This window comes from Spirosoma koreense, assembly GCF_054777875.1.
In genome coordinates, this window is sequence record NZ_BAAHAC010000022.1 from 534,885 (window position 1) to 561,413 (window position 26,529).

Consider the following 26,529-nt stretch of genomic DNA (forward strand, 5'->3'; position numbering starts at 1 on the left):
CCTAATAAAGCCGCCAATCGTTACATACTTTTAGACAAACTCAACACAGGTATGAAACGAACGCTGCTGCTGATTCATTGGATAAGCCTTACGCTGGTGTGGGGGGCATTTGGGCAAAGTAACCAGTCGCCGACGATGCAACAATCGACTTCGACGACCGATACCCGGCAGACGGATCCGGCTCAGCCGAAACTGAAAAAGCCAGATCGACGCGAACGCCAGAAAATAGAAGCGGGCGTAGATTCTACCCTGCCCAAGAATCGGAAGCAACGACGTCTGCGCCCCGACTCACTCCGCCGGGGTGGTGCCACGCGCGTAGATACGGTTCGCTAAACCAATGTGCGTAATTGACCAATAAACCAACGAAACGTTATGATGAAAGTACTGATGGGTATGCTGCTGGTAACGACAACCGCACTGGCCCAAACATCTCCCGATGCCAAACGAGCCAACGTAGCTGAGAAACCAACGGGCTCCACCGAATCGACAACCCGCTCTAAAGCGAAAACGACGGCTGCCGCTTCGACCAAACCATTGCCGCAACCATCGCTGAAAGAAAAGCTGGAAAGTGGCGACCGGGCCATTCCGAGTTATAAACAGGAAAAAGATGCTGGTATCCACAAGGGTAAGAATCGATATGCGCCCCGGCGAACCGAGTCAGGAGTCCGTAAGGATACCATGCACACCAAGGTTACCAAAAAACTCTGATGCAAGCAATTGCATTCATCGTATAGCCCAAATTGGGTAACAGGCTCGTTGAGGTAGCCTCTCCGGCTACCTCAACCAACTACTCTCCGCTATTGATGCCGGGCCTTCTGCCCGAACGGGCATCATTAAGAATCGCCGACTGATAACCTGGATTTGATTAGTTAACGGGATGAATGTGCTTTCAGACGAAAGAGCCTTTCATGCCTAACGCTGACAAACCCATGCAAACGACGCGCAGAGATTTTATACGGAATACCGCCCTGACGGGAGCTGGTCTCATCAGTCTGCCCTCCTTAGAGGCCATTGCCAGCCAGCGAAAAAAAGTTTCGCCCAATGATAAATTACAACTGGGTCTGATCGGCTGTAACGGTATGGGCTGGTCGGATTTGCGCTCACACCTGCTCATGAGCGACGTCCAGTGTGTTGCACTAGCCGACGTCGATCAGAGCGTGCTCGATAAACGAGCCGCCGATGTTGAGGCTGCGCAGCACAGCCGTCCGCAATTGTTTAAAGACTACCGGAAATTACTGGAAAACAAGGATATCGACGCGGTCATTATCGGCACACCCGACCACTGGCACTGCATGGCTATGATTGACGCGGTATCGGCGGGGAAGCACGTGTATGTCGAAAAACCGCTTGCTAATAGCATCGAAGAGTGCAATCTGATGCTGGCAGCGGCCCGTCGGTACAATAAAATTGTGCAGGTAGGGCAGTGGCAGCGGAGCGGGTCACACTACGAGAAAGCCATCGAGTACATCCGCTCGGGTAAACTGGGGAATATCCGGCTGGTGAAAGTCTGGGCGTATCAGGGTTGGATGAACCCCGTTCCGGTCCGCCCCGATAGTGCTCCGCCCGCCGGTGTCGACTACGACATGTGGCTGGGTCCGGCTCCGAAACGACCGTTCAATCCGAACCGGTTTCACTTCAATTTTCGCTGGTTCTGGGACTATGCCGGTGGGCTCATGACCGACTGGGGCGTTCACGAAATCGATATTGCTTTATACGCCATGAATGCCAAAGCGCCGAAGTCGGTCATGGCGTCGGGTGGTAAACTCGCCTACCCAGACGATGCGTCGGAAACCCCTGATACGTTGCAGGCCGTTTATGAATACGACGGCTTCAATATGCTCTGGGAACACGCCACGGGCATCGACGGTGGCAATTACGGTCGTACCGAAGGAATCGCCTTTATCGGTAACAACGCGACGCTGGTGCTGAACCGGGATGGCTGGTCGTTGCTTCCTGAAACCCAGACGAAGAATAACATCAAGGTCTACAAAGTAGAAGACATACCGGACCAGGCGCGCAACGGCGATTACCTGAATGAGCATACCAAAAATTTCGTTCAGGCGGTTAAAACCAACAATCCGGGTATATTGAAGTGCGGTATCGAAACCGGAAGCGTAGCGGCCATCAACGCCCACATGGGCAACATTGCTTACAAGACCGGTCGAAAAGTGTATTGGGATGCGGCCGCCAAAGGGTTTAAGAACGATCCACAGGCCAATGCGCTCATCAGCGCGCATTATCATAACGGCTGGAAATTACCCGTGGTCTAGTCACTCCTGTGGGTTTGTTTGGTAGTACTGGGGCCGAAAGACGGTTTTGTTCTAATCCCATGCGTATGCGCAAACCAGTAATAAAGCGGAGATTTTTAGTCGGTGTACTCTGCATGAGCCTGAGCGCGCTGGGCTTTTCGTTCCTGTCCATGCCCGATCCGGCTCCTCAACCCCAATTTGTTGCGGGAGCTGGTCAGAGGCAACATGCCCCAAAGCCGAACATTGTCCTGATCATGGCCGATGATATGGGCTATTCGGACCTGGGCTGCTATGGGTCGGAAATTGAAACGCCAAACCTCGATAAACTGGCGAGCCAGGGTGTTCGGTTTACGCAGTTCTATAACACGGCCCGCTGTTGCCCTACGCGGGCTTCGCTCATGACGGGTTTGTTTCAGCACCAGGCCGGTATTGGGCACATGACCCGGGAACCTGGCAACGGAGTCGATTACAATTATGGGGTTTACGGCTACCGCGGTGAGCTCAATCGGAACTGCGTTACACTGGCGGAAGTACTCAAGTCGGCAGGATATCATACGTACATGGCCGGCAAGTGGCACCTGGGTTCCAGTACCCCCGATCTGCGGCCCCGGCAGCGCGGTTTCGACCGGTATTACGGTTTACTGGCCGGAGCCAGCAGCTACCTCGATCCCGTTCAGCCCCGCGGCATCTGGCTCGATAACGAACCGATTGAGCGGGTTGAGCAGCCGTTTTATACCACCGACGCGTTCACCGATCATGCCATCTCGTTTCTAAAAGACCAGACTGATCCGCACCCTTTTTTTCTGTACCTGGCGTTCACGTCTCCGCACTGGCCACTCCATGCGCTGAAGCCTGATATTGACCGGTTTGTCGGTAAATACCAGCAGGGCTGGGATCGGCTGCGGGAGCAGCGTTTTCAGAAGCAGGTGAACCTGGGCCTGGTGTCCAAACAATGGGGAATTGCCGGGCGCCCGAAAAGTTATCCGGCCTGGGTTGAGCAGGACAGCGCCCAACGGCAGGAGATGGATTATCGGATGGCCGTTTATGCCGCTCAGGTTTATCGAATGGATCAGAACGTTGGCAAACTGGTCGAGTATCTGAAAAAAACGGGAAAGCTGGACAATACTCTGCTGGTTTTTTTGTCGGATAATGGCGCTTGCCAGGAGGGCGGCAAACTGGGCGGAGGCACGATTCAGGATATCAACGTGCCTGCTAAAGGGGGTGCTATTTCCTATGGTGGTGTCTGGGCCAACGCGTCCAATACGCCTTTTAAAGGGTTTAAACATGTATCCTACGAGGGAGGGATCTCGACTCCGCTGATTGTGCACTATCCGGCGGGCATTTCTGGCCAGAAAGGGAGGCTTACGGCTACACCCGGCTACCTGATCGACATTATGCCCACGTTTATGGAGGTAAGCGGAGCGTCGTACCCAACGGAAGTGAACGGCCAGAAAATCCACCCGCTCGAAGGCAAGAGCCTATTGCCCGCCCTGACTAAAGGTGTCCGCCAGTTGCACGAATACATGTACTGGGAGCACGAAAACCACCGCGCCATCCGTTACGGCAACTGGAAAGCCGTAGGGGTCGTAGGCGGCCGTTGGGAACTGTACGATTTGAATACGGATCGAACGGAGCAGCATGACCGTGCGGCCGAGCATCCGGACCTGGTCGAAAAACTCGATAAGCAATGGACCACCTGGGCGACCACTCATTATGTGTTTCCCAAAGGAATAATGAAAGCCGATTTCAGCAAGGAGTGGAATTTATAGCGTCGGTCGGCCTGGCTCACTTTTTCGAGTCAGGTTTGGGAAACACCTGATGCGAGCGGGCCCACCCATGCCACAGGCTAGCCAACTGATGTACTTTTTGGGGAAAGCGGGCGGCTACGTCCCGGGTCTCGGTTCGGTCGACGGCCAGATTGAACAGATGCCAGGTACTGTCGCGGCTGGACGAAACCAGTTTCCAGTCGCCTGAACGGGCATACCGCGCTCCGAAGTGTTCATTGAATAAATCGCCATGACCGGCTGATAGTTTCCCCTGAAAGGAAGGAACCAGGCTGATGCCGGTTGTGGGCGTAATGGCCTGTCCATTATAAACTTTAGGGTAGGTCGCTCCACCCAGTTCGACAAACGTGCTCATGAAGTCCATTACGTGGCCTACCTGCGCGCTGAAACCACCTTTTCTGGCTGTAATTCCCCTGGGCCAGAACGCGACCAGGGGCGAATGAATCCCGCCTTCATACGATTCGGCTTTCCAGTAGGCATACGGGGTGTTAGCGACGTTGGCCCAGCGCTGCCCGATGGAGGCATACGTCGTCTGCGGCCCCGGCAACACTTGTTTTTTTAGATCATATACGATCTTTCGACCGTCGCGGGTTTCGCTGGGGCGGTCGAAACCAGGCCCGTAAGCGGCACAATTTTCCGGACTCGCCCCGTTGTCCGACAAAAACAGGATCAGCGTGTTCTCCAACTGACCGGTTTGGCGCAGGGTTTTCAGAATGCGGCCAATTCCCTGATCCATCCGATCGATCATAGCTGCATGAACGGCCATCGCCTGCGCATCCCAGGCTGTATCGGGATTAGCCTCCCAGGTCAGTTCCGGTTGCCAGCGTTCAGTAAGCCTGGTTGTTACTGAATCGATGAGCCCCATCTTGCTCATCCGCTGGTAGCGGGCTTTGCGAATCGCTTCCCAGCCCGGCTTGTAGGTGTCTTTGTACCTGGCAATATCGTCGGGCAGCGCCATCAGCGGCCAGTGGGGAGCGGTGTGCGCTACGTAGAGAAAAAAAGGAGCTGAGGTTTTGGCGAAGGAGCGGACGTAGGCAACTGCCGTATCGTTGATGGCATCGGTGTGGTAATAGTTTTTGGGAACCTGTTTGATGGGTTTAGTACCACTTACCAGACTGAATGGATCGAAGAAATCGACGACTCCCCATATGTTGCCGAAAAATTGCTCGAAGCCACGGCTGGTCGGGTATTGGGCGACTGGCGAAAAATCGCCGAAATCCTTCTGATGGTTTAGCCAGGCAAGCTGATCCTGCGGATTCTTCTGTACGTTGGTATTAGACACGTGCCACTTACCCACCATCGCCGTGCGATACCCCGCTGATTTGAGTACTTCTGCCAGCGTAACCGTGTTCTCGGTCAGGTAACCCCGGTAGCCAGGTTCATCCTCTGCATCCGTCATTTTACCAATTCCCGCCTGTTGGTTGTAGAGGCCCGTTAGCAGCGAAGCGCGCGTCGGACAGCAACGCGAGGTGTTATAAAACTGGGTATACCGCAGGCCGTTATGAGCCAGGTAATCAATGTTCGGGGTTTGAATTTCACCACCGTAACAACCCAGATCCGAAAAGCCCATATCGTCGGCCAGAATGACGATGATGTTGGGGCGCCGAGGGGCTAAGGGCCTACTTTGATGAAAATGTATATACTCGAAACCACTGAGAACCAGTGTGGCAATGAGAATAATCGAAGCGGATAAAAGAGCCAGTAAACCTTTTCTCATGGAGGAAACGCTATTTATTGAACCATAGCTAGGTAAGAAATATATAAATAAAAGCAGTCTGAAAAAGCGTCACCGACCACGAATACTACTTCGTGTACCGTTCAGTCGAGGTAAGTCTAATGATGGAATAATTGATGTAGGTGATCGTTTTCTACTTACCTATAAGGTCAATGAGGACGCTACAATAATGAATGTGATTCAAATAGAAATGATCGCTGGTAGCGTTGTGAGTCGACTTATCGGACTACGCTAAAGAATGACGGACTGTACCCCAATCAATCGGCCATAGCCATATAATTAGTAAATGTATTAAGTTTTCTATTTGATTTTGTAGTCAATAATATTGAGGATTTTATTGAAAAAATACAAGATAATTTAATAATAATAGACTTTATAGTCAAACATTGTAATAATGTATTCGTTGTTTAGCCTATCGGCATATATAGATTCATTTATTATTAGTTTTCGGTATTTAATTCCATGAACGTTATGAAACAGGATATTACAAACGGAGCTAAAATAGCTGTGATCGCATGGCTGGCAGTATGTGTGAATAATGTACAGGCTCAGGTTCGTATCGGACCTGCCTCCGGAGGGTTTGACGGATCGGCAACTTTCGATGTTAAATCGGGGCCTTATTCAACAGGGAGTCCCTACCGAGGTTTATTGACTCCAACTGTTACAACTCCCCAGCGGGCACAGATTCAGAACCCAGCTAAAGGGTTGCTGATCTTTAATACGACAACGAACCAGATCGAAGTTAATACCGGCACGACAACTGCGCCCATCTGGACTCCGGGGGGAACAACTAGTTCGGGTGGCGCATCAGCATCCTCCTGGAACTTGACGGGTAATGCCGGCACTAATCCCAGCACCAATTTTATTGGTACTGTTGATAATGTCCCTCTTAATTTTAGAGTCAATAACCAGAATGCAGGCCGTATCGATCAATTTCTGAACAACGTTGCGTTAGGTTATTTAGCGTTAAGCAGTGGTACTACAGGTCAGGGTAATATCGCTTTAGGCACTTTGGCACTTGCTAACGCTACAACTGGTAACTATAATACGGCTTCGGGTCTACAGGCTTTACAGAATAATACAACTGGTTCGGGTAACACCGCCTTAGGAAGCGTTGCTTTGTTAACTAATACCACAGGTCAGTTTAATACTGCCTCAGGATACAGGTCCTTGTATAGCAACATAAGCGGTACAGGTAACACGGCTGTAGGAGCAGTGACTCTAGAAAACAATACAACTGGAGACAATAACACTGCGGTCGGCCAGGTCGCATTGCAAAATAACTCCACTGGAGCAAGAAATACAGCTCTGGGGGCAGGATCTCTACGGAATAATGTCAGTGGTTATGAGAACCAAGCGATAGGGCAAAATGCTGCAGCTAGTAATACTACCGGTATTTCTAATACAGCAATAGGAACTGATGCTCTATATACAAATACGGCAGGGAGTAATAATGTAGCTTTAGGGGGGTCCGCCATGTTAAATAATACTACTGGCAATGGTAATGTAGCTACAGGCGATTTAAGTCTCCGGCTTAATACGATTGGCACATGCAATACGGCCAACGGGCTTATCGCTTTACAGTACAATACCACAGGGAGTTACAATACTGCTTTAGGGTATAATGCTGGCCCACCACAGGCTAGTCCTAATCTGAATAACTCGACAGCCATTGGAGCAAATGCGATTGTAAGCGCCAGCAATACAATTGTACTGGGCGATAATCAGATTACGGCTCTACGGTGCAACGTCCAAACCATATCGTCGCTTTCGGATAAGCGTATAAAGGATCAAGTCCGTGCGAATGTACCAGGCCTCAACTTTATTACTAAACTTACTCCGGTTACCTACTACGTTAACAAGGTTAAAGAAGCTGAACTGGTCGGGTACTCATTGGCGAATGTCAAAAAAGATACAGTACTCCACAGTGGTTTTTTGGCGCAGGATGTGGAGAAGGCGGCTAAGGCTGTAGGGTATAATTTCGAAGGTGTCCGTCAGGAAGACAACGGCAAATATTATACACTGGGCTATACCCTGTTTGTTATTCCCTTAGTACAGGCGGTTAAAGATTTGAACACTGAAGTCGAATTGCTCAAAGCAAGATTGAAAGAACGAGACGAAATCCAGGCCCAGCTGATAGACCAGGTCAAACAAATGCAGAATTTGCTGGAGATATCGCCGACGAGTGTCAACACGGCTCGTAAATAGGCTATCACTTAGTTGTGACCAGGCAGGAGAGGAAGGGGTAATAACGGAAGAAAGCAGTAATCAGGATCGCCGGTTTTCTTTTTGAGAAAACGTCTATCATCATGACAGCTGAAGAACTAAAGGCCACACAGGCTCCTCTTAAACACCAATACACAGAAGATCCGCAAACGGCCTGGATTACCCTCCGGGCAGAAGGCCGCCTGGGAGAGCAGATTTCCTGCAACATCTCCACCGGTCGGGCGCTGGTCGAAGCCGGTTTGCACCCAGCTACTGGAGGTACCGGTGAACTGGCCTGTTCGGGTGATATGCTGCTCGAAGCGCTGGTCGCCTGCGCGGGTGTAACCCTGAAAGCGGTAGCGACGGCCATCGGCGTCGTTGTTCGGCAGGGAACGGTGAAAGCGGAAGGTGATCTCGATTTTCGGGGAACGCTGGGGGTCAGTAAAGAAGCCCCCGTTGGCTTCCAGACAATCCGCCTGCTCTTTGAACTGGACACCGACGCCAGCCCGGAGCAAGTCGAAACGCTGATAAAATTGACCAAACGATACTGCGTTATTTATCAAACCCTGCAAAACGCCCCGACAATGAACCTGAGCGTAGCAAAGCAGTCTGTGGTTGACTAGCTACGCGACCTGGTCTGCTACGCATGTACGCACCAGGAAGAATTTTATTTATACCGATAACGAAGAAATGTAAATCTAAAGTTAGGTATTCTATTAATTTGACGCTCAGTTAGTTTTTAATCGATGTAGGGTTAAACTAAGATGTAGGGTTAAACTAAATAGAGGATCGTCGATGAATACCAGTCGGATTGCTTTATTCGTTATCAGTTTTTTTGTCTCCTGGATGGCCTGGTCGCAAACACCAGTCAACAGCAGTGGAAGTCTTACTTCGGGTGGACGCGCCCGTACCTTTTCATACCATCTGCCAGACACCCCGTCGGGTAATAATCTCCCGCTTATCATTGCTTTCCACGGTGATGGCGGAACGGGGGCGGGCTTACAGGCCATTGCCGGGCTGGATGCGGTAGCCAATACCCATAATTTTATCGTTGCCTACCCCAATGCCGTTAATGTCGGAGGGAGTCTTCAGTTCAACAAATACGCCGATACTGCGCCCGGATTCGGTACGGCGGGTGATGCCAACGGGCCTAATCCCGCTGATCCTAATGCGCCCGATGATGTGCTGTTTACCAGCGACCTCATCGAGTATTTCGTGCAGACCTACCACATCAATCGAAACCGGGTTTATGTAACGGGGCTTTCAGGAGGTGGGTTTATGTGTTATTTTCTGAGTATGGCGCTTCCAGGAAAAATTGCGGCTTTTGCACCGGTAGCCGCCAGCTTGTGGGGCAATGACGCTTACCTGAACGCTTATTTCGTTACCGGCGCCTACACGCCCGTTCCGGTCCTGCACATCCACAGCGCGGGTGATCCCGTCGTCGATCCACCCATCCAGCCGTATCCACATGCTTTGCCGTACTATGCCTGGCCGCTTTTCAAGTATGCATATCTGAACTGCGGTAACGAAAATACATACACTACCAATCCGTTGAATAGCAACGTCGATTCGCTGACCTTTTGCGGTTCAGGAAAAAAAGTCGTTCTGTTCATGACGAAAGATGCCGCGCACGAGTGGAGTTCGAAGTTTAACGTGGCGCAGACCATCTGGAATTTCGTCAATAAGTATCAGCTGAATATACCGACGAGCACAGGACCCATGGTGGATAACCACCTCAAGGTCGATCAGTTCGGGTATCTGCCGCTGGCTAAAAAAATGGCGGTGATCAGTAATCCACAAACGGGCTACAACGCAACCGAACCCTTCATTCCCTCCAGCTATTACCAGATTCGAAAAACAGGCAATGATGCGGTCGTCTTTCGAGGTACGCCCACTGCCTGGAACGGCGGGGCCACCCACGCTCAATCGGGCGATAAAGTCTGGTGGTTCGACTTTTCGCCGGTGCAGACACCCGGTACGTATTACGTTTATGATTCGCTCCAGAATAAGCGTTCGTATTCGTTCGAGATCGGGAACGCCGTCTATCAGCCCGTGCTCAAACAGGCTACGCGGGTCTTTTTTTACCAGCGTAGTGGCTTGGCCAAACAGCCGCCCTACGCCCAAAGTCCCTGGACCGACGGGGCTGCTTTCCTGGGGGCTCAGCAGGATACCGATTGTCGGCTGATTAGTAACACCACCGCGTCGACCGCGCAGGATTTACGCGGTGGCTGGTTCGATGCGGGTGATTATAACAAATACGTTCCGTTTACCTACGGTCCGCTGGTAGACATGTTGCTGGCTTACCAGGAGAATCCGGTGGTCTGGACCGACGATTTTGGTATTCCGGAGTCGGGAAACGGTATTCCAGACGTGCTGGACGAGGTGAAGTGGGAACTCGACTGGCTACGACGGATGCAGCAACCCAACGGTTCCCTACTGCACAAGGTATCGGTGACCGATTTCAGCGCCACCTCACCCCCGAGTGCCGATACGCACGTGCGTCGGTACGGGGCCGCGAGTACCGATGCCACCGCAACGGGGGCGGCCGTTTTTGCTCTGGCAGCTATTCAGTTCAAAGCGCTCGCTGATCCGGCTATGCAGCGTTACAGCGATACCCTGCGCCTGGCGGCCCAGAATGCCTTCGCCTGGTCGGCGGCCAATCCGTCGGTGTTGTTCAGCAATGCGGGTTTTCAAAGCGCAGCCGCAACGTATACCGACAATGACCGGCTGGCCCGGCGCGTAGCCGCGGCCGCTTTTCTGTTCGTGCTGACCGGCGACACTACCTACAAAACCTTTTTCGATGCGAATTACAATCAGGTACATCTGATGCAGTGGGGGTTTGCCTATCCCTTCGAGGCTACGTATCAGGATGCGCTGCTGTATTACTCACGAGCTCCGGGTGCAACAGCCAGCGTTAAAAGCGCTATTTTATCAACGTATACGGCCAGCCTGAAGACGAATAACGCTGATAATTTACCGGCGTATCTGGCTCAGTCCGATGCATACCGGGCTTTCCTGAAAAACGACAATTATACCTGGGGGAGCAACGAAACCAAAGCACATCAGGGAGCTATGTTCTTCAGTATGAACACCTACAACCAGGATGCCGCTAATAGGCTCAACTACCGGGACGCGGGCATGGGCTTTATCCATTATCTGCACGGTGTCAATCCCACGGCCTACTGCTACCTGACCAACATGAGCGCTTACGGGGCAGAGTTTTCGGTGCCGACTATGTACCATTCATGGTTTGGCGATGGCACCGTTTTCGATACCAATCCGCCACCGGGCTTTCTGATGGGCGGGGCCAACCCGACCTACGCACCCGACGCGGCTTATTCGGGACCCGTTATTTCGCCCCCGCAAAACCAGCCTGTTCAGAAATCGTATAAGGCCTGGAACACCAGCTATCCCGAAAACTCCTGGCAGCTCAACGAACCGGCCATTTATTCGCAGGGAGCTTACTTACGTTTGCTGGCCCAGTCGATGTGCTATACCGACGTAATCACCAGCGTAAAATCCGGTAACTGGACCGATCCGACGACCTGGGCCTGCGGGCGTATTCCGACCCTCGCGAATCAGGTTAGGATTCAGCCGAACCATACCGTTCTGATCGATGCCTCAGTGAATGCCAGAAGGCTGGAGTTAAGGGGAAAGATCACCTACGCAAAAGCGGGTATCCTGACGTTGGTGAATTAGTTGCTAAAGAAAAAGTCTTGTCAATCAGTGAGTTAGCTCAAAAACCCGGAAAAATCTGGAACCCAATTTCAGATTTTTCCGGGTTTTGGGCTCTCTAAATGCTAATCTTCGTAAATATTCTCAGTAGCGAATCGTGAAGAACGGGTTTCGGTGCGCCGTCATGCTTTCGGCGATACTCTGCTTGATGATGTCGTCGTAGCCAGCGTCCGTAATTTTTTTGCCTTTCTGCTTCGGCAGCTTCAGGTCGTCGGGCGTTAGTGGGCGAAAGGTGACGTTGCTTGCCGAAATGAGCGCATCGCCGTCGTTGATGTCCAGTTCCAGAATAAGGCCCGGCAGGCCATTCATCCGTTCGGGCCCGGCCGGTACCGGAATATCCTGGGCAAACCAGGCAGTGATTTTCTGCTTCTTGATCGGGTCTTCGGTTTCGGCTTTCATGCAGATGTAGCCCGCTACTTCCTTGATCTGGTTCCCGATTTTCCAGACCGGTGCGTGCAGCGAATCATCGACGATGTAGGTTTTACCCAGCATTTCGATAATGTCGGTCTTCTTTTCCTTCTCAAAATTGCGGTAGATAAAATAATCATATTTCCGAAAGGAGTACCCGCCCTCTTCGGGTTCATCGCTGAGGTAGGTATACAGGCTTTCGTTGGCATTGAAAGCCAGCTTCATCTTGGTTCCTTTAAAGCTTTCTTCCCAGTTTTTCCAGGTCTGCGATTCGCGGTCCTTTTGTTCCTGAGTTAAAAACGTCAGCCGGTTGGTGATCTTTAGCCAGTATTCTTTCCGAACGTACGTGATCACGCCCTCGGTTTTCTGGGCCATCGTTAGCGGACCCGTTAGCAGGAACAGAACAACAAGTAATTTTTTCATGATCGAAAAGGGAATGAGAACGTTGTGAAATTAATACATTTCCCGGCGCATCTTGGCCGAAACTCCCCGCATGTTGTACGTAAACCCGATGGTAAAATATCGTGCCAGGGTCTGAATCGTCTCCGACTGGGTGTAGTTGATGCCCCGGTTCAGCGAAACGGCTACATTCCGGTTCAGCATGTCGATGGCCGTTAGCCGGACTTCGGCCCGCTTGGCTTTGCCCAGGATATGATAAATCGACGTGTTCCAGAGTGGAATCCGCAAGTCGAAATTCAACTGCTCGTTTTTGTTGACCCGATAGTTCAGGTTCGTGTTGATGTAAAAATCGCTTGGTAGCTTCAGGGTTAGCTCGCCCCCGAAGTTATTGTTGGTGTACGACTGATTCTGGTTCGAATTGATCGAAAACTGCGTGTTGGTGAAGCTAAGGTTAGCATTTCCGTAGAATGTCAACCACTCGGTTGGTGTCAGGCTCAACCGAGCTCCGACGTTGTAGCCCTGCGAACGTGTTTCGTTGACCACATCATTGACCCGGGCCGGGTTGTTGCCCAGATTGAAGCCGCCGTTCAGGTCCAGCGTCGCTTTGGTTTTTTTCAGCGGAAAGCCAAAGCCGATGTACGAACCGGCGTTGCGGCCGCCAGAGAAATTTTCCGGACTGATCACCGTCACCAGCGTTTGTGGGTCGGTGCGCTGACTTTGCACGATCTGATTTACGTACGTCGTGCCGTAGAAGTTGATATAGGCGTTGATGAAACTACCCGGGTTGAAATAATTGAAAAACAAATTCAGGTTATGACCAAGTTGCGGCAGCAGATCGGGATTTCCCTGATTGATAAACAGCGGGTTACTGTTGTTGATCACCGGCTGCAGGTCGCGCGAGCTGGGAATCTGCACATTGACGTTGTAGTACACACCCAGGTACCGGTTGTTTTTCATGCTGTAATTCAGCGAAAAATTCGGGATAACCGCCGTGAAAACCCGGTCGATGTGGTTGAAGCTCTGCGATGTCTGGTCGGGCGCGAACTGCCCGTTGAGCGTAAACCGCTGGCCGGCCAGCCCCCCCGATACGTTCAGCCCTTTGTACGAATAGCGAATGCTGCTACCGAGCCGGTTGTAGACGTAGTTGTTTTTGTAGTACAAACTAAGCGTATCGTTGCGAACGTAGCGGTCGCTCCGGTTAAAAACGTCCCGGTCCACCTCGTCGAAGCGCAGGCTGAAATTATAGAAGGTTTCCCAGGTGTAGCGCTTAGCAAAGGGCTCTACGTATTGCAGACTCGCTTTGTACTCGCTCCGGATGATATCATTCCGCTGGTCCTGATGAATATCGGGCACTTTGTCGGCGGCCGTTACGGGGCCCGAATAAGTGTTGCGCGAATCCAGGTTGAGGGTAGCGTCGTTGGTATTCACCTCGTAGGTAGCACTGGCGGCCAGGCTCCGGCCTTTTTTGCTGCGCATTTTATGCCGATAGATGAGCGAGTTCGACGTGGCAAACTGTTTCTGCTCGCTGTTGTTAACGCTCAGGTTCTCGGTAATGGCACCGGTGCTGCGGGTCAGGATCTGATTCCGGAAAAGCTGGGCATTGCCCATGCCATAGCGGCTGTTGTTGATGAACACCAGCGTGTTGAGCGAATCGATTTCTTTTTCATAGCGCAGACTGACCCGGTGATTTCCGTTGAAGTTGACCTGATTGCTGGTTTCATCCCGCGCATATTGGCTTTGAGGTAAGGTGTTATTGCTCAACCGATGCGCATCGAGTTCAATCCGGGTCTGGTTGTAATAATAGCTGCCGCTGATCTTTTTCTGTTTCGTATCGTAGTTATAATTGGCGCCCCCAGCCGCGTTGTTGGAGAACCCCACGCCCTGACGACCCGTGACCGGAATTCCCAGGCTTTCGTCGCCACTGTCGGTATAGTAAAAGAAATTCCCGCTAAAGCCGAAGTCGGCATTCTGGTTGGAATTGTAGGCGTTGCTACCCCGAAAGTCCTGATAATCATCCCGCGATAAACCCTGCTGGTTCGTATTGTTGCCCAGCCCGATCAGTGAGAACTGGTGCTTGGCGTTGAATTTGTTATACGTGCCTTTGATTTCGGCGCGGGCCGACACGTTGTTGGAAGCGGGCCCCGCAGCCGCCGTCACTTTGCCAAAGCCGCCTTTCTTGAACTCTTCTTTCAGCTCCAGGTTGACGGTTTTTTCTTTCTTACCGTCGTCGATGCCCGTCAGTTTAGCCTGCTCAGTCTTGTCGTTGAATACCTGGACTTTCGTAATGGCTTCGGCCTGGAGGTTTTTGGTAGCCTGTTTCGGATCGTTGCCGAAGAAGTTCTTCCCATCCACCGTCACTTTTTTCACCTGCTCGCCCTGCGCTCGGATGTTGCCGTCCTGATCGATCTGCACACCAGGAAGTTTCCGCAGCAGGTCTTCGACCGTCGAGCCGGGGGGCACTTTAAACGAGCTGGCATTGTACTCGATCGTGTCGCCTTTGATGGTCAGGGGGGCTTTGGCGGTTTTTACGACCACCTCCATCAACTCCCGCGTAATAGGCTTCATTTTCAGTTCGCCCAGGTTAACGACCGCGTCGCCCGTGGGTTTAATGACCTGATTATAGGGAATGTAACCGACGAACGACACTTTCAGCAGGTAGGTCCCCACTTTCACATTTTTGAAGGTAAAAGCACCAGTCTCGGTGGCTCGGGTGAAATTGACCAGCGCCGAATCTTTCGGGTTCAGCAGCATGACCGTCGAGGAGGGGAGCGCAGCGGATGCGGTATCGACAGCGCGGCCCTGGATCGTGAAACGGGTAGGCGGAGTTGGGCTCTGAGCATAGAGACCCGTGATGAGCAGGCACAATACGGCCAGCAGGAAAAGGTTTTTCATAAGCTAAAAACAAAGGGATAGGCGAACAGCTGCAAAGCTAAATGGACAGACGATGCGTTGGTTAATCCGTTAACGATTTTTAACTAAATTTATAGTAGTTAATTTCGCGAACGGTCAGCAACGCTCATAATGAGTCGATTCGAGGCCAAAACGTTGCAGGCTTTACTCCGTAAGAGGAGAAAAAAGAGGCAATTCCACAAAAGCCACCCGTAAAATTTAGTTAGTGGTGATCCCTGGGGCGCTTCAGCCAGTATGGCCCAACCCTCCGGTTGTCAACTCTGCTCCAGCACCTCCCGAATGGCGCTTGCTTTCAGCAGGCATTCGTCCCATTCCTGAGCCGGGTCGGCGTCGTAGGTAATAGCACTCCCTACCGAGAAAGAAGTGTAATGCGTCTGAGCATTGTAGAGCAGAGTCCGAATGACGACGCTGAAGTCGAAATCACCAGCGGGTGTGACAAAGCCGATCGCGCCTGAATATACCCCCCGGCGGCTGGCTTCCAGCTCGTCGATCAACTGCATCGACCGGATTTTAGGCGCGCCCGTCATACTTCCCATCGGAAAGGCATGCTGAATGGCTTCGGCCCACGAAACGTTTTCACGCAGGCTGGCAGACACCGTCGAGATCATCTGATACATCTGACGAAAACCGTAAATACCGAACAGTTCATCGACGCTTACTGAGCCGGTTCGGGCGCTGCGCGCCAGGTCGTTCCGAACCAGGTCGACGATCATCAGGTTTTCGGCCCGTTCTTTTTCCGAGTTCAGCAGGTGGGCGCGAAGAAGCGCGTCTTCTGTCGGCGTTTGCCCGCGTCGGATGGTTCCTTTGATGGGTTGCGACAGCACCCGGTTACCGTCTTTTTTCAGAAACCGCTCGGGCGAAGCACCCATGATGTACCGATCCCCGATTTTCAGAAAACTGGAGAAGGGCATGGGCGATCGGTCATTCAGCGCCCGGTAGGTAGCCAGCGGGTCGAGAGGACGGCCATCGTCGGAAAAAAATTCGAGGCAGTAGTTTAGTTCATAAACATTCCCGGCCCGGATATGCTGCTGGATCCGCCGGACATTTGCCCGATACTCGTCGGCCGTAACCCGGCATTGGATGCGGGCAGGGGAGGAAGGGGCCGGGGCGGGGAGGAAAGGGCCGGGGGCGTAGTGCGTTATCTGCTGGAGCAATTCGGTTGCGTCGCCCCTGCCCGTAAGGATTACGGTACCAGCCAACACATCCGCCTGTTCAAAGTCGATAATCCATTCGGGCTCAACGAAATAAACGTCCGGCAAATCCATCCGGTCCGGGTAGCGGCTCTCCAGGACTTCCAGTTGATTCTTCAGGTCGTACCCGAAATAACCAACCAGGAACGATGGGTCTATACGATGAGCGTCATGCAGGATTTGAAAGGCGTTTTTCTCTGTCGCATCGGTAACCGAAAATGAAACGACCCGTTTCGCACCGATAAACAATCGGTTAGGAAACGGGTCGTTCGGGTAGCTGATGCCGTTGTTATTCAGCAAAGCCACGAAGCCATCCGGATGGTTCTGATCGGATAGGGCCCAGGAAAGTGCCCGCCACCGGAATTCAGGTATATCGTCTACAGCTATCCGAAGTGCGTTCATAATCAGGACCGTACCAGCCGGACATCGATGGCAATGTCTTTACCTTCGGCGTTCTGGCCAACCGTAAATTCAACTTCATCATCGACCTGTAATTCGTTGAAATCTGTATCGATCAGGCTCGTGTAATGAAAGAACAGGTTATTGGGCGGAAAATTGATAAAGCCATAGCCGGTTTTCAGGCTTCGGATGGTACTGATCTTGCGGCCTTCCGGGTCACTATCTTCGCCCAGATCGGCCAGGTTGTAATTGGGTTCGTCGGCCGATGAATACTCTTCATACTCATGCCCGTTCACGTACCCATTGCCGTTGGCGTAGGTCGATCCATTCGTGGTGGCGGTAAAGGCCGGACGAGCCTGCTGTTTTACGAAAAGATTCTGAATGACCATGTCGTTGCGACGGCTGCGATCGTCGATGATGCCATGCATACCAACCGGATAAGAAACCTCTTCCAGCAAATCCTGCGAGGTGCGGGTCACCTGTTTCTCCCCCTGTTCGTTCAGAAATTCGAAATCCCAGCTTAAAACCATAATCCGGGAGCCGAGGGTATTCAGTTTGCGGATAAGCGGTACGTAATCCCCATCGGACGTAATCAGTACGACTACATCGAATTTTTTGTACTGGGCCAGTTCAAACGCTTCGAGTGCCAGCCACACGTCGATGCCTTTCTCCTGACGATAGCCCTGGTAGGTTTTAACCGGTAAATAATGGGTAACGACCCCTTCCGACATCAGAATATCGTCGAACAATCGGTCATAAAATAATTGGTTCCCGCGTTGGTTCGCTTCGTGGGCGTTCAGACGGCCCCGGAAATAGTGGGCATCGACAATCTGACACAAGCGTTCGTTGACGCCTTCTTCTTCGGCTACCTGCCGACGGATAAAGGCGTGTAATCCGGAGATACTGATTCGGCTGCGCCGTTCGTGGGAATAATTATAGTAGTTGCTAACGTGTAAAAAATAATTGCCGTCATAAAAAACCCCAATGCGGGTCAGCCTGGATGATGTCGCTGGCATGTTTTACTCTAAAGTTTATAAATTGTATGTTAGTATAAAAAATGGTGATCCATTAACGAATGTGTTCTTCCGATTTTGTATAGGTTGCGTAGTTACGTATGGAAGGTACTTGTACGGTTTTATTTCTATAAACTAAAAAAACGCAAGCTATTCGGGAATAGGTTAGGTGGTAAAATAAGGGTACGATGCAGATGAACTCACCAGACTCCGAATGGAAACAAATGTATATGGATAGTTACAAAAAACCTATATAAAGAACTACGGTGCAAACATAACACATTTTCGCGTGGAATGTTCCAGGACCTGTATCTTTGGCGGCTTATTCCTGCGGACTTATTTTATGCAAAAGATTCTGTTTATCGACCGCGATGGCACGCTCATCATCGAACCCCAGCCAGACCAGCAGGTCGACTCCCTGGCCAAGCTGGATTACGTACCCAAAGCCATCTCCGCCATGCGCCGGATCGCCGAAGAAACGGACTACGAACTGGTGATGGTGACCAATCAGGACGGGCTCGGCACCGACGCCTTTCCGGAAAATACGTTCTGGCCCGCCCACACGAAAATGCTGGACACGTTTGCGGGCGAAAATGTCCAGTTTGCGGCTGTGCATATCGACCGGCATTTCCCACGCGATAACTCCACAACCCGCAAGCCCGGCATTGGGATGCTGATGGACTATTTCGGCAGCGACTATGACCTGGCCAATAGCTATGTGATTGGCGATCGGCTCACGGATGTGCAACTGGCGGTCAACCTCGGTGCCAAAGCCATTCTGTTCCTGCCCCCGAACGGACTGTCGGCGGTGCAACAGGCGGATGTTACCGGCCTGACCGAAGCCATGCAGAACGCCATCGCGCTGAAAACCGACGACTGGGATCGGATCTATGAATTTCTGCGCTTGCCCGCCCGCACGGCCACGGTAGAGCGCCATACCAAAGAAACTCAGATTCGGGTCGAGTTGAACCTCGATGGACGCGGACAGGCCGATATCCACACTGGGCTCGGCTTCTTCGATCACATGCTCGATCAGGTTGCCAAACATTCGGGGGCCGACCTGACCATTCACGTCGACGGCGATCTGCATATCGATGAGCATCATACCATCGAAGATACCGCCCTGGCCCTCGGCGAAGCGTATCGGCGGGCCCTCGGCGATAAGCGGGGCATCAGCCGGTACGGGTTTCTGCTGCCCATGGACGAAGCGCTGGCGCAGGTAGGCATCGACTTCTCGGGTCGGCCGTGGCTGGTCTGGGAGGCTGAGTTCCGACGCGAGAAAATCGGCGACATGCCCACCGAAATGTTTTTTCATTTCTTCAAGTCCTTCTCCGATACTGCTTTGTGTAACCTGAATATCAAAGTGGAAGGCGAGAACGAACACCACAAAATCGAAGCTATTTTCAAGGCTTTTGCCAAGGCGATCAAAATGGCGGTTCGGCGCGATATCAAAGAACTGGACAACCTTCCGAGCACGAAAGGCGTTTTGTAATCGTTGGTCTCCGCTATGGGTTGTTCGGTAAAAAATACTATCGACTCGTAGCGGAGACTAGCGACTATTGACTCTTCTGTGTACTTTTGCACCGACATTCAACTGAATACCGACATGGATTTATCAACACCTCTGACGCTTCTGTTCTACGCGGTTCTGCTGGGCGCTTCGTTCGTAACGGGCCGTTGGCTGGAGCGCAATGATCGCAAGTACTAATTTTTAGTTGCCAGTAATGAGTTGATGACTACTATCGACTCATTACTGGCAATTCTCTTTATTATGCTTAGCGCTCTTACCCGCTGGTTGTTCCGAATAGCAGGCTGGCGGGTCGTTGGCCCTGTGCCAACCGTACCCAAAGCCCTTTGGGTCGTTGCTCCTCATACGACTAACTGGGATTTTCTGATTGGGCTGGGCGTTCGGCCCACCATCCACGTCTGGATCGAATACCTCGCCAAAAGCTCGTTGTTCACCTGGTATGCCGGCTGGCTTTTTCGCGCCCTGGGCGGAAAGCCCGTTTACCGCGACAAATCGCATAACCTGGTCGATGCGATTGTCAGCATCTTCAACCAGCACGATCGTCTGCACGTTTGTATTACCCCCGAGGGAACGCGCGCCAATGTGGCTACCCTGAAAACCGGCTTTTACTATATCGCCCTCAAGGCGGAGGTTCCCATCATTCCGGTGGGCTTCGACTGGCCCCGCAAACTCGTCGTTCTGGGTGAGCCTCTGTACGTTACAGGAAGTTACCAGCAGGACATGATCCCGTTCTATCGATTCTTCGCCCAGGTGCATGGGGTAAAGAAAGACTGGCTGAGAGATTGGGAAAAGACCGGACTCATCCCCTGATGAGGACGTAACGAAAAGGATTATTCGATCTTATCATCTCCGTTTACGGGGTAATCTTCCCTGGCTTCCTTATTTTTACGGGTCTATTACAACCTGATCGCGGGGCGGGTCAATCATAATTTTCTCCATAGAAGCGCTCATTCTTCCTGCGAACTGATCTTAAATCGTCCAACTGGTCAATTGATATGAACGGACAACTCATCCGACTCACGTTACCTCTTTTCCTGTTTCTCAGCGTAGTGATCTCCTGCAAAAAGACAGAAAACGACATCATAAAAGCCCCTTCGCTAAATTGTTCATCTACGGCCTTGAGCGCTGGGAGCTTAACGACCAGTGGGTCGGCGCAGAGTACGACGCTTACGGTTGGGCTCAACGATGCCACCGCCGGATTGGTTACGTTTGCCATTACCAGCTCTGGAGCTGACTTTAGCCCCGAAACATACAGCACGACCGTGACCAGCGGGCAAACGTCGGTAGCGATTCCGCTCACCTTCGATGGAACCTCCAGCGCGACCTCGGAGACGATAACCGTAACCGCGACGTCCTACGGCACGGGCAATTGCTCGGTAGTGGCCACGCTCTCGCCCACCAGCTCGACCACAACCACCGATTGCAGCACCGCTACAACCAACACCGCTAAGGTAGTGTGCGCAGCCGAAGCGTTTCTGGCCACCCTGAGCGCTACCCAGAAAGCCGCCGTGGTGCTGGATTACTCCAAAGCCAATGCCATCAAGTGGTCCAATCTGCCCTGCGGTTCCAACTGCCGGGTAGGCCTCCAACTGGCCGATCTGACAACGGCGCAGGTCACCGCAGCGCTGGCCGTCGTTGCCGCAGCTACCGGCACCACGACCAACGAAGGGTATGACGAGGTTAATCAGATTCGGGCGGCCGACGATGTCCTCAAAACCGCTGGTGGTGGATCGGGCTACTCATCGGGTATTTATTTTATCGCTTTTCTGGGAACGCCTTCCACGAGCAGCACCTGGCAGCTACAGTTTGGAGGGCACCACCTGGCCGTCAACAAAACCTTCAATGCCGGCGCCGTTCAGGGAGCGACGCCCCAGTTCGAAGGTGTCGAACCCCGGAGCTGGACGGCCGCGAACGGAACGGCCTATGCGCCCCTCGGCAGTGAGCATGATGCCATGGCCGCTATGCTGGCCTCACTGACCAGCAGCCAACTGGCTACGGCCAAACTCAGCAGTACCTTCAGCGACGTAGTACTTGGCCCGAACAACGATGGTAAATTTCCGGCTACTAAAGTGGGTGTGCCGGTCAGTAGCTTAAGTACCGATCAGCAGGCGCTGGTGCTGGCTGCCATGAAGCCCTGGGTGCTCGATACCGACGATGCCACGGCCACCAGTCTGCTGGCGACTTACCAGAACGAACTGGCCAGCACCTACATCGCTTATTCGGGAAATGCAAGCCTGACCAGCAATGCCGATTACGTCCGGATCGACGGGCCGAGCGTGTGGATCGAGTTTGTGTGTCAGTCGGGCGTCGTGTATCAGAATCAGATTCACTACCACAGCATCTGGCGGGATCACACCCGCGATTACGGCGGCAACTTCAGTTTCTGATAATCTTGCTGGCTTTTACTCGAACTGAAAGGCAAAGTAAGTACAGGGACCCTGACTCGTGTTCTGGATGGCATGGGGTACGTTCGATTCCAGAAAGATCAGATCGCCCGCGCTGGCCGGATGAAGCGTTCCATCGATGCTTTCCTGCGCCCTGTTGTCGATCATCAGCAGGATCTCAGCGGCCCGGTGCGTGTGGGGCGGATGACTCCACAATCCCTGATTCAGGGTCGTTACGTGCATTTCGAAGCGTTTGGTCATAGCCGTTGCCCGGTCGAACATACGTCGAATCCCGCCTTTGTCGTGCGGTTGGAATGCAACGTCGTTCCAGTCGATCCAGAAGGAACCTCCAGCCTGGCGACCCCGCTCCAGGTCTGCTGGCTGGGTTGCTTCATAGCGCATGACATAGTACGTGGCAGGAACATCACCCTTGTTTTCGAAACCGTGTACGTCGCCCGGCAGCATCAGAGCCACGCTGCCCGCCCCCAGCGTTTTGGTTCTGCCTTCAATGGTTACCGTCAGGGCACCTTCCTTGATGAGGATCAGCTCTTCGTCATCGTGCCGGTGGGCGGGGTGCGGAGCCTGATGGGCAGGCAGCGTTGTGGCGTGAACCTTCAGGTGCCGGAAATCGGTCGTGCTGCCTTCCAGTAGGGTTCGCTGTTCGACGCCCGCTTTTCGGGTTACCGACGCTTCAGCCCATCTGTACACGTTAGCGACGATGGGTGCATTCGGGAGCGGGCTGATGGCCGCAATCAGGCAGAAAAAAAAGAGATAGCAGGGGTTCATGCCAGGAGGCTGGTTAAAAATCCGGTGTATCCAAAAGCAGGGTACCGCTGTCTGTCTAATCATTTTGCCCATCAGGTAAGGCAATTGGTCAATTGATTGCGGTCGTTGGTGTATAGCTGAGGCATAAACCCGGACATTTACTGTAATTTAGGGAAACAGAAATATCCTGCGTCGAAACCCTTGTTCCCAGACTATGAGCATGGTAACGTACGGCCCACCTGGCCAGAACTGGTTTTTTAGATACAAAATCTACCACCTGCCGTTCTGGATCGTGTACCATTACCTGTGGGCGGCCGTTACTCTGGGCAATCCATTCAAAGCGCTGGATGTGTTTCTGTCGTTTCCGATCAACTACAGTTTTTACATCATCTTTCAGGCCCTGGCAGTTTATTTCAACCTGTATGTTCTGATGCCGGGATATCTCGAAAAAAGCCGGATTGCGCTCTATATCGCTTACCTGCTCCTGACTATCCTCGGCGCCACGTTGTTCATCATTTCCGGTTATTACGTCAGCGCTTACGTGTCTGGCAAAACCATGAATGAGCTGTACGGAGGGGGTACCGACGCGGCCTGTTTCTTTCGGTTTCTGGGAATAGCTCTCCCATCGACGGTAGCCAGTATGACCCTGGCGATGAGTATTAAACTGACTAAAAACTGGATTCAGACCCGGCAGCGGCAGCAACTGCTCGAGCGGGAAAAACTGGAAACAGAACTGAATTTTCTGAAAGCCCAGTTCAACCCGCATTTTCTGTTCAATAGCATCAATTCGGTCTTTTTTCTGATCCACAAAAATCCAGTTATGGCGTCGGCGTCGCTGGCTAAATTTTCCGACCTGTTACGGTACCAGTTGTACGAATGCAACGATCGGCAGATTCCACTGGGGAGGGAAATTGCGTATCTGGAGAATTTTATCGAACTCGAAAAGCTCCGCCAGAACGACCTGACGGTGCAATTTGCTGTCGGGCCGACGGGTACGGATCAGCTGGGCATCGCGCCGTTTATACTGATGACGTTCGTTGAAAATGCCTTCAAACATGTGTCCAAAGACCGTGCCAACTGGATCACGATTCGCTTGGATCTAAGCGGCTCCGAACTGACGTTCGCCGTCGCCAACAGCACCGCCCCGGCGGTTGTCGGTGAGCGGATCGACTACGGCGGTATCGGTCTGAAAAACGTACGACGCAGGCTGGATCTACTTTATCCGAATCAGTATGTACTGAGCATCGAGTCTACCCAGAACCGGTTCGAGGTAGCGCTCCGTGTACACCTATCGACGCTTGCCGACCCTCCCGTTCTGCAACTGGCTTCAACCTGAGCGATCCAATGATCAAGTGTGTGATTACCGATGATGAGCCGCTGGCCCGCGAAGGACTGGCCAATTATGTTCGCGAGTTAGATTTTCTGCAACTCGCCGGCACCTGCGCGAACCCGCTCGAACTGATCGGGCTACTGGATGGGCAACCGGTTGATCTGCTCTTTCTGGATATCCAGATGCCCAAAATGAACGGCATCGATTTTCTGAAAATTGGCCGTCAACCGCCGATGGTGATCATCACAACGGCCTATTCCAGTTACGCCCTCGACGGGTTTCAGCTCAACGTGCTGGATTACCTGCTGAAACCCATTACGTTCGATCGGTTTGTTCAATCGGCGAACAAAGCGAAGGATTATCATCGGTTGCTTACCCAGGCGGGCACGCAGCAACCCGAGGCCGATTATTTTTTCATCAAATGCGGAGCTAAATACGAAAAGCTTTTTTTCGAAGAGATTCTCTTCGTAGCAGGCATGCAGAATTACGTGACCATTTTTACCGACCGGGGCAAGTATGTCACACTGTTGAATATGAAGGATCTGGAGCAGAATTTAGCCCCTCATTCGTTTATCCGGGTGCACAAATCGTACCTGGTTTCGACCAGTAAAATCGATGGCATCGAAGGGGCCGAGATCTTCATCAGGTCGCACCGCGTGCCCATCAGCCGGAACTACCGCGATCAGGTCATGCAGCGGGTGCTGACCGATAAATTATGGAAGAAGTAGCCGATACGCAAAAACTTTTATTGAGAAGCTGAGAGAATAAGCTTCTATAAATCAACTATTTGGGTAAATGTTTTGACCGTCAGCCGATTGGTTTTTTGTCATTCCGACGCCAGGAGGAATCTCAAAGCGTCCTCACCAGAAAGCGTGGCGACACGAAGATTCCTCCTGGCGTCGGAATGACAACCTATAGCCTATTTGGCAAACGCTCGATGAAAAGTAAGTTTTATTCTGCCTTCGCCTGCGGGTATCACTTCCGATAATCCAGCGCGGGTTTGCGGTCGCCGAGCAGGGCTTCGTATTTGAAATCGGCTCCGCGTTTCTGTGTCCATTCGGCACGGGCTTTTTCGATGAGCGCTGGGCTTTTATACAGATCCAGCGCCGTCATGGCCAGGGTTTTGGCCGCTACCAGCATGCCTTTCTGGCCGATGCTCATCCCGCTGGCCGCCGTCGACTGCCAGCTGTGGGCCGACGAGCCTGGTACCCAGGTGGCCGTCGATAAGCCCACGGTCGGTACTACCCAGCTGACGTCGCCCACATCGGTCGAAGCACTGCTGGTCGTGGTTTCGGAAGCCGAACGGAAATCGGCGACTTTAGCCGCGTTTTCGATGGGCACTTTCGGCCCCGTGAAGGTCTGGCTGATTTTGTTGGCAAAAGCAGTTTCTTCCGGAGTGTAGTCGATGCCGCCAACGGTTTGCAGGTTCTGGTGAACGACCTCCGCCAGGGTTACGTTTGGCAGCAGATTATACACCCCACCCAGCACTTCCCACTCCACCTGCGTACCGGTTCCTTTGGCGGCTCCTTCGGCCGCATTTTCGATCCGTTTCCAGACACTTTGCAGCACATCGCGGTCTTTGTGGCGGGCGTAATAATACACCTCCGCAAAGGCCGGCACTACGTTCGGCGCTTCGCCCCCACGGGTAATGACGTAGTGAATGCGCGTATCCGACGGAATGTGTTCGCGCATCATATTGACCATGTAGTCCATCGCTTCCACACCGTCCAGCGCCGACCGGCCGCGTTCGGGAGCCGCAGCCGCGTGGGAGGCAATTCCCTTGAACCGAAACTTAGCATTTTTATTCGCCAGCGATGTACTCGCGTCGGCTGCATTCTGGGCGCCGGGGTGCCAGTGCAACACCACATCGACGTCCTTGAACAATCCGTCGCGCACCATGTACACTTTCCCCGCCCCACCTTCTTCAGCCGGACAGCCGTAAATGCGGACCGTTCCACTGTGCCCTGACTTTTTAAGCCAGTCTTTCACCTCAACGGCAGCGGCTACCGATGCTGTACCGAACAGGTTATGGCCGCAGCCGTGGCCGCCTTTCTGCCCCGCAATGGGCGTAAAGTCGGGTTTGGCTTCCGTGGCCAGACCGGGCAGCGCGTCGTACTCCCCCAGAATTCCGATGACGGGTTTACCCGACCCGTAGGTGGCGACAAAGGCCGTCGGAATGCCCGCCACGCCCGTTTTTACGTCGAAACCTTCTTTTTTGAGTTGCTCTTCCAGCAGGGCAGAACTTTTCTCTTCCTGATAGCCCAGCTCAGCAAAATCCCAGATTTGTTTCGAGATGCCCGCGTATTCGGGAAAGCGTTTGTTTAGATCCGCGATCACCGCCTGCTTGTCGGCATCGACGGCCGGTGTAGCGGATTTTTTAGGTTTCGACTGAGCAGCCGCCAGCAGAGGCAGCAACAGCGCCAGCGTGAGGAATTGTGTTTTCATAGACCGGGTTGCCGGGATGGTTGTAATCGATTGATTCTGTTGGGCAACCG

19 protein-coding genes are annotated in these 26,529 nt (G+C 52.5%); 12 read left to right on the plus strand and 7 right to left on the minus strand.

The genetic code is table 11. The features are described 5' to 3' along the window. The first annotated feature begins 51 nt into the window (after positions 1–51). From ACYVC2_RS15670 to ACYVC2_RS15685, 4 genes are all read left to right on the plus strand, one after another. Positions 52–333, plus strand: coding sequence for a hypothetical protein (locus ACYVC2_RS15670; protein WP_461103386.1), 282 nt, complete (start codon positions 52–54; stop codon positions 331–333). Between the two features lie 39 nt (positions 334–372). Beyond that, positions 373–708 carry a hypothetical protein gene (locus ACYVC2_RS15675; protein WP_461103387.1) on the plus strand — a complete coding sequence of 112 codons (336 nt, stop codon included), beginning with the start codon at positions 373–375 and terminating at the stop codon, positions 706–708. A 221-nt stretch (positions 709–929) separates the two neighbouring features. After that, entirely contained in the window at positions 930–2,270 is a 1,341-nt protein-coding gene (locus tag ACYVC2_RS15680) for a Gfo/Idh/MocA family protein (RefSeq protein ID WP_461103388.1), read from the plus strand. A 65-nt stretch (positions 2,271–2,335) separates the two neighbouring features. Continuing rightward, the gene (locus ACYVC2_RS15685) at positions 2,336–4,018 is read left to right on the plus strand and encodes an arylsulfatase (protein WP_461103389.1); all 1,683 of its coding nucleotides are present in this window, start codon (positions 2,336–2,338) and stop codon (positions 4,016–4,018) included. Between the two features lie 16 nt (positions 4,019–4,034). On the opposite strand, the gene ACYVC2_RS15690 is transcribed toward ACYVC2_RS15685, so the two are convergent. Next, on the minus strand, positions 4,035–5,750 hold the full coding sequence (locus ACYVC2_RS15690) for an arylsulfatase (RefSeq protein WP_461103390.1): 1,716 nt from the start codon (positions 5,748–5,750) through the stop codon (positions 4,035–4,037). Between the two features lie 489 nt (positions 5,751–6,239). Here ACYVC2_RS15690 and ACYVC2_RS15695 point away from each other — a divergent pair, with 489 nt between their 5' ends. The 3 genes from ACYVC2_RS15695 (at position 6,240) to ACYVC2_RS15705 (ending at position 11,672) form a co-directional block, all read left to right on the plus strand. Then, positions 6,240–7,976, plus strand: a complete 1,737-nt coding sequence (locus ACYVC2_RS15695; protein ID WP_461103391.1) for a tail fiber domain-containing protein — start codon at positions 6,240–6,242, stop codon at positions 7,974–7,976. A gap of 101 nt (positions 7,977–8,077) precedes the next feature. Then, a complete protein-coding gene (locus ACYVC2_RS15700) occupies positions 8,078–8,596 on the plus strand; it encodes an OsmC family protein (RefSeq protein WP_461103392.1) in 519 nt (172 codons plus the stop codon). A 172-nt stretch (positions 8,597–8,768) separates the two neighbouring features. Beyond that, on the plus strand, positions 8,769–11,672 hold the full coding sequence (locus ACYVC2_RS15705) for a glycoside hydrolase family 9 protein (protein ID WP_461103393.1): 2,904 nt from the start codon (positions 8,769–8,771) through the stop codon (positions 11,670–11,672). A gap of 120 nt (positions 11,673–11,792) precedes the next feature. Here ACYVC2_RS15705 and ACYVC2_RS15710 read toward each other — a convergent pair whose 3' ends face one another. The 4 genes from ACYVC2_RS15710 to ACYVC2_RS15725 all read right to left on the minus strand — a co-directional run bounded on the left by ACYVC2_RS15710 (position 11,793) and on the right by ACYVC2_RS15725 (position 18,030). Beyond that, entirely contained in the window at positions 11,793–12,539 is a 747-nt protein-coding gene (locus ACYVC2_RS15710) for a GLPGLI family protein (RefSeq protein WP_461103394.1), read from the minus strand. A gap of 30 nt (positions 12,540–12,569) precedes the next feature. Continuing rightward, positions 12,570–15,407: an outer membrane beta-barrel protein gene (locus tag ACYVC2_RS15715; protein ID WP_461103395.1), complete on the minus strand. Its 2,838-nt coding sequence runs from the start codon at positions 15,405–15,407 to the stop codon at positions 12,570–12,572. A 272-nt stretch (positions 15,408–15,679) separates the two neighbouring features. Then, positions 15,680–17,017, minus strand: a complete 1,338-nt coding sequence (gene pabB, locus ACYVC2_RS15720) for an aminodeoxychorismate synthase component I (protein WP_461103396.1) — start codon at positions 17,015–17,017, stop codon at positions 15,680–15,682. A gap of 2 nt (positions 17,018–17,019) precedes the next feature. Further along, positions 17,020–18,030, minus strand: a complete 1,011-nt coding sequence (locus tag ACYVC2_RS15725) for an NYN domain-containing protein (RefSeq protein WP_461103397.1) — start codon at positions 18,028–18,030, stop codon at positions 17,020–17,022. A gap of 340 nt (positions 18,031–18,370) precedes the next feature. On the opposite strand from ACYVC2_RS15725, the gene hisB reads away from it, so the two are divergent. From hisB to ACYVC2_RS15740, 3 genes are all read left to right on the plus strand, one after another. Beyond that, entirely contained in the window at positions 18,371–19,519 is a 1,149-nt protein-coding gene (hisB, locus tag ACYVC2_RS15730) for a bifunctional histidinol-phosphatase/imidazoleglycerol-phosphate dehydratase HisB (protein WP_461103398.1), read from the plus strand. Positions 19,520–19,798: 279 nt separating this feature from the next. After that, a complete protein-coding gene (locus ACYVC2_RS15735) occupies positions 19,799–20,365 on the plus strand; it encodes a 1-acyl-sn-glycerol-3-phosphate acyltransferase (RefSeq protein ID WP_461103399.1) in 567 nt (188 codons plus the stop codon). Between the two features lie 185 nt (positions 20,366–20,550). Beyond that, complete coding sequence (locus ACYVC2_RS15740) at positions 20,551–21,942, plus strand: DUF3500 domain-containing protein (RefSeq protein ID WP_461103400.1); 1,392 nt, start codon at positions 20,551–20,553, stop codon at positions 21,940–21,942. A gap of 15 nt (positions 21,943–21,957) precedes the next feature. Here ACYVC2_RS15740 and ACYVC2_RS15745 read toward each other — a convergent pair whose 3' ends face one another. Next, entirely contained in the window at positions 21,958–22,725 is a 768-nt protein-coding gene (locus ACYVC2_RS15745; RefSeq protein ID WP_461103401.1) for a cupin domain-containing protein, read from the minus strand. 193 nt (positions 22,726–22,918) lie between these two features. On the opposite strand from ACYVC2_RS15745, the gene ACYVC2_RS15750 reads away from it, so the two are divergent. Together ACYVC2_RS15750 and ACYVC2_RS15755 are read left to right on the plus strand one after the other, a co-directional pair. Then, complete coding sequence (locus ACYVC2_RS15750; protein ID WP_461103402.1) at positions 22,919–24,040, plus strand: sensor histidine kinase; 1,122 nt, start codon at positions 22,919–22,921, stop codon at positions 24,038–24,040. Positions 24,041–24,048: 8 nt separating this feature from the next. After that, positions 24,049–24,762, plus strand: coding sequence for a LytR/AlgR family response regulator transcription factor (locus tag ACYVC2_RS15755; protein ID WP_461103403.1), 714 nt, complete (start codon positions 24,049–24,051; stop codon positions 24,760–24,762). 247 nt (positions 24,763–25,009) lie between these two features. On the opposite strand, the gene ACYVC2_RS15760 is transcribed toward ACYVC2_RS15755, so the two are convergent. After that, a complete protein-coding gene (locus ACYVC2_RS15760; protein ID WP_461103404.1) occupies positions 25,010–26,479 on the minus strand; it encodes an amidohydrolase in 1,470 nt (489 codons plus the stop codon). Between the last annotated feature and the right edge of the window lie 50 nt (positions 26,480–26,529).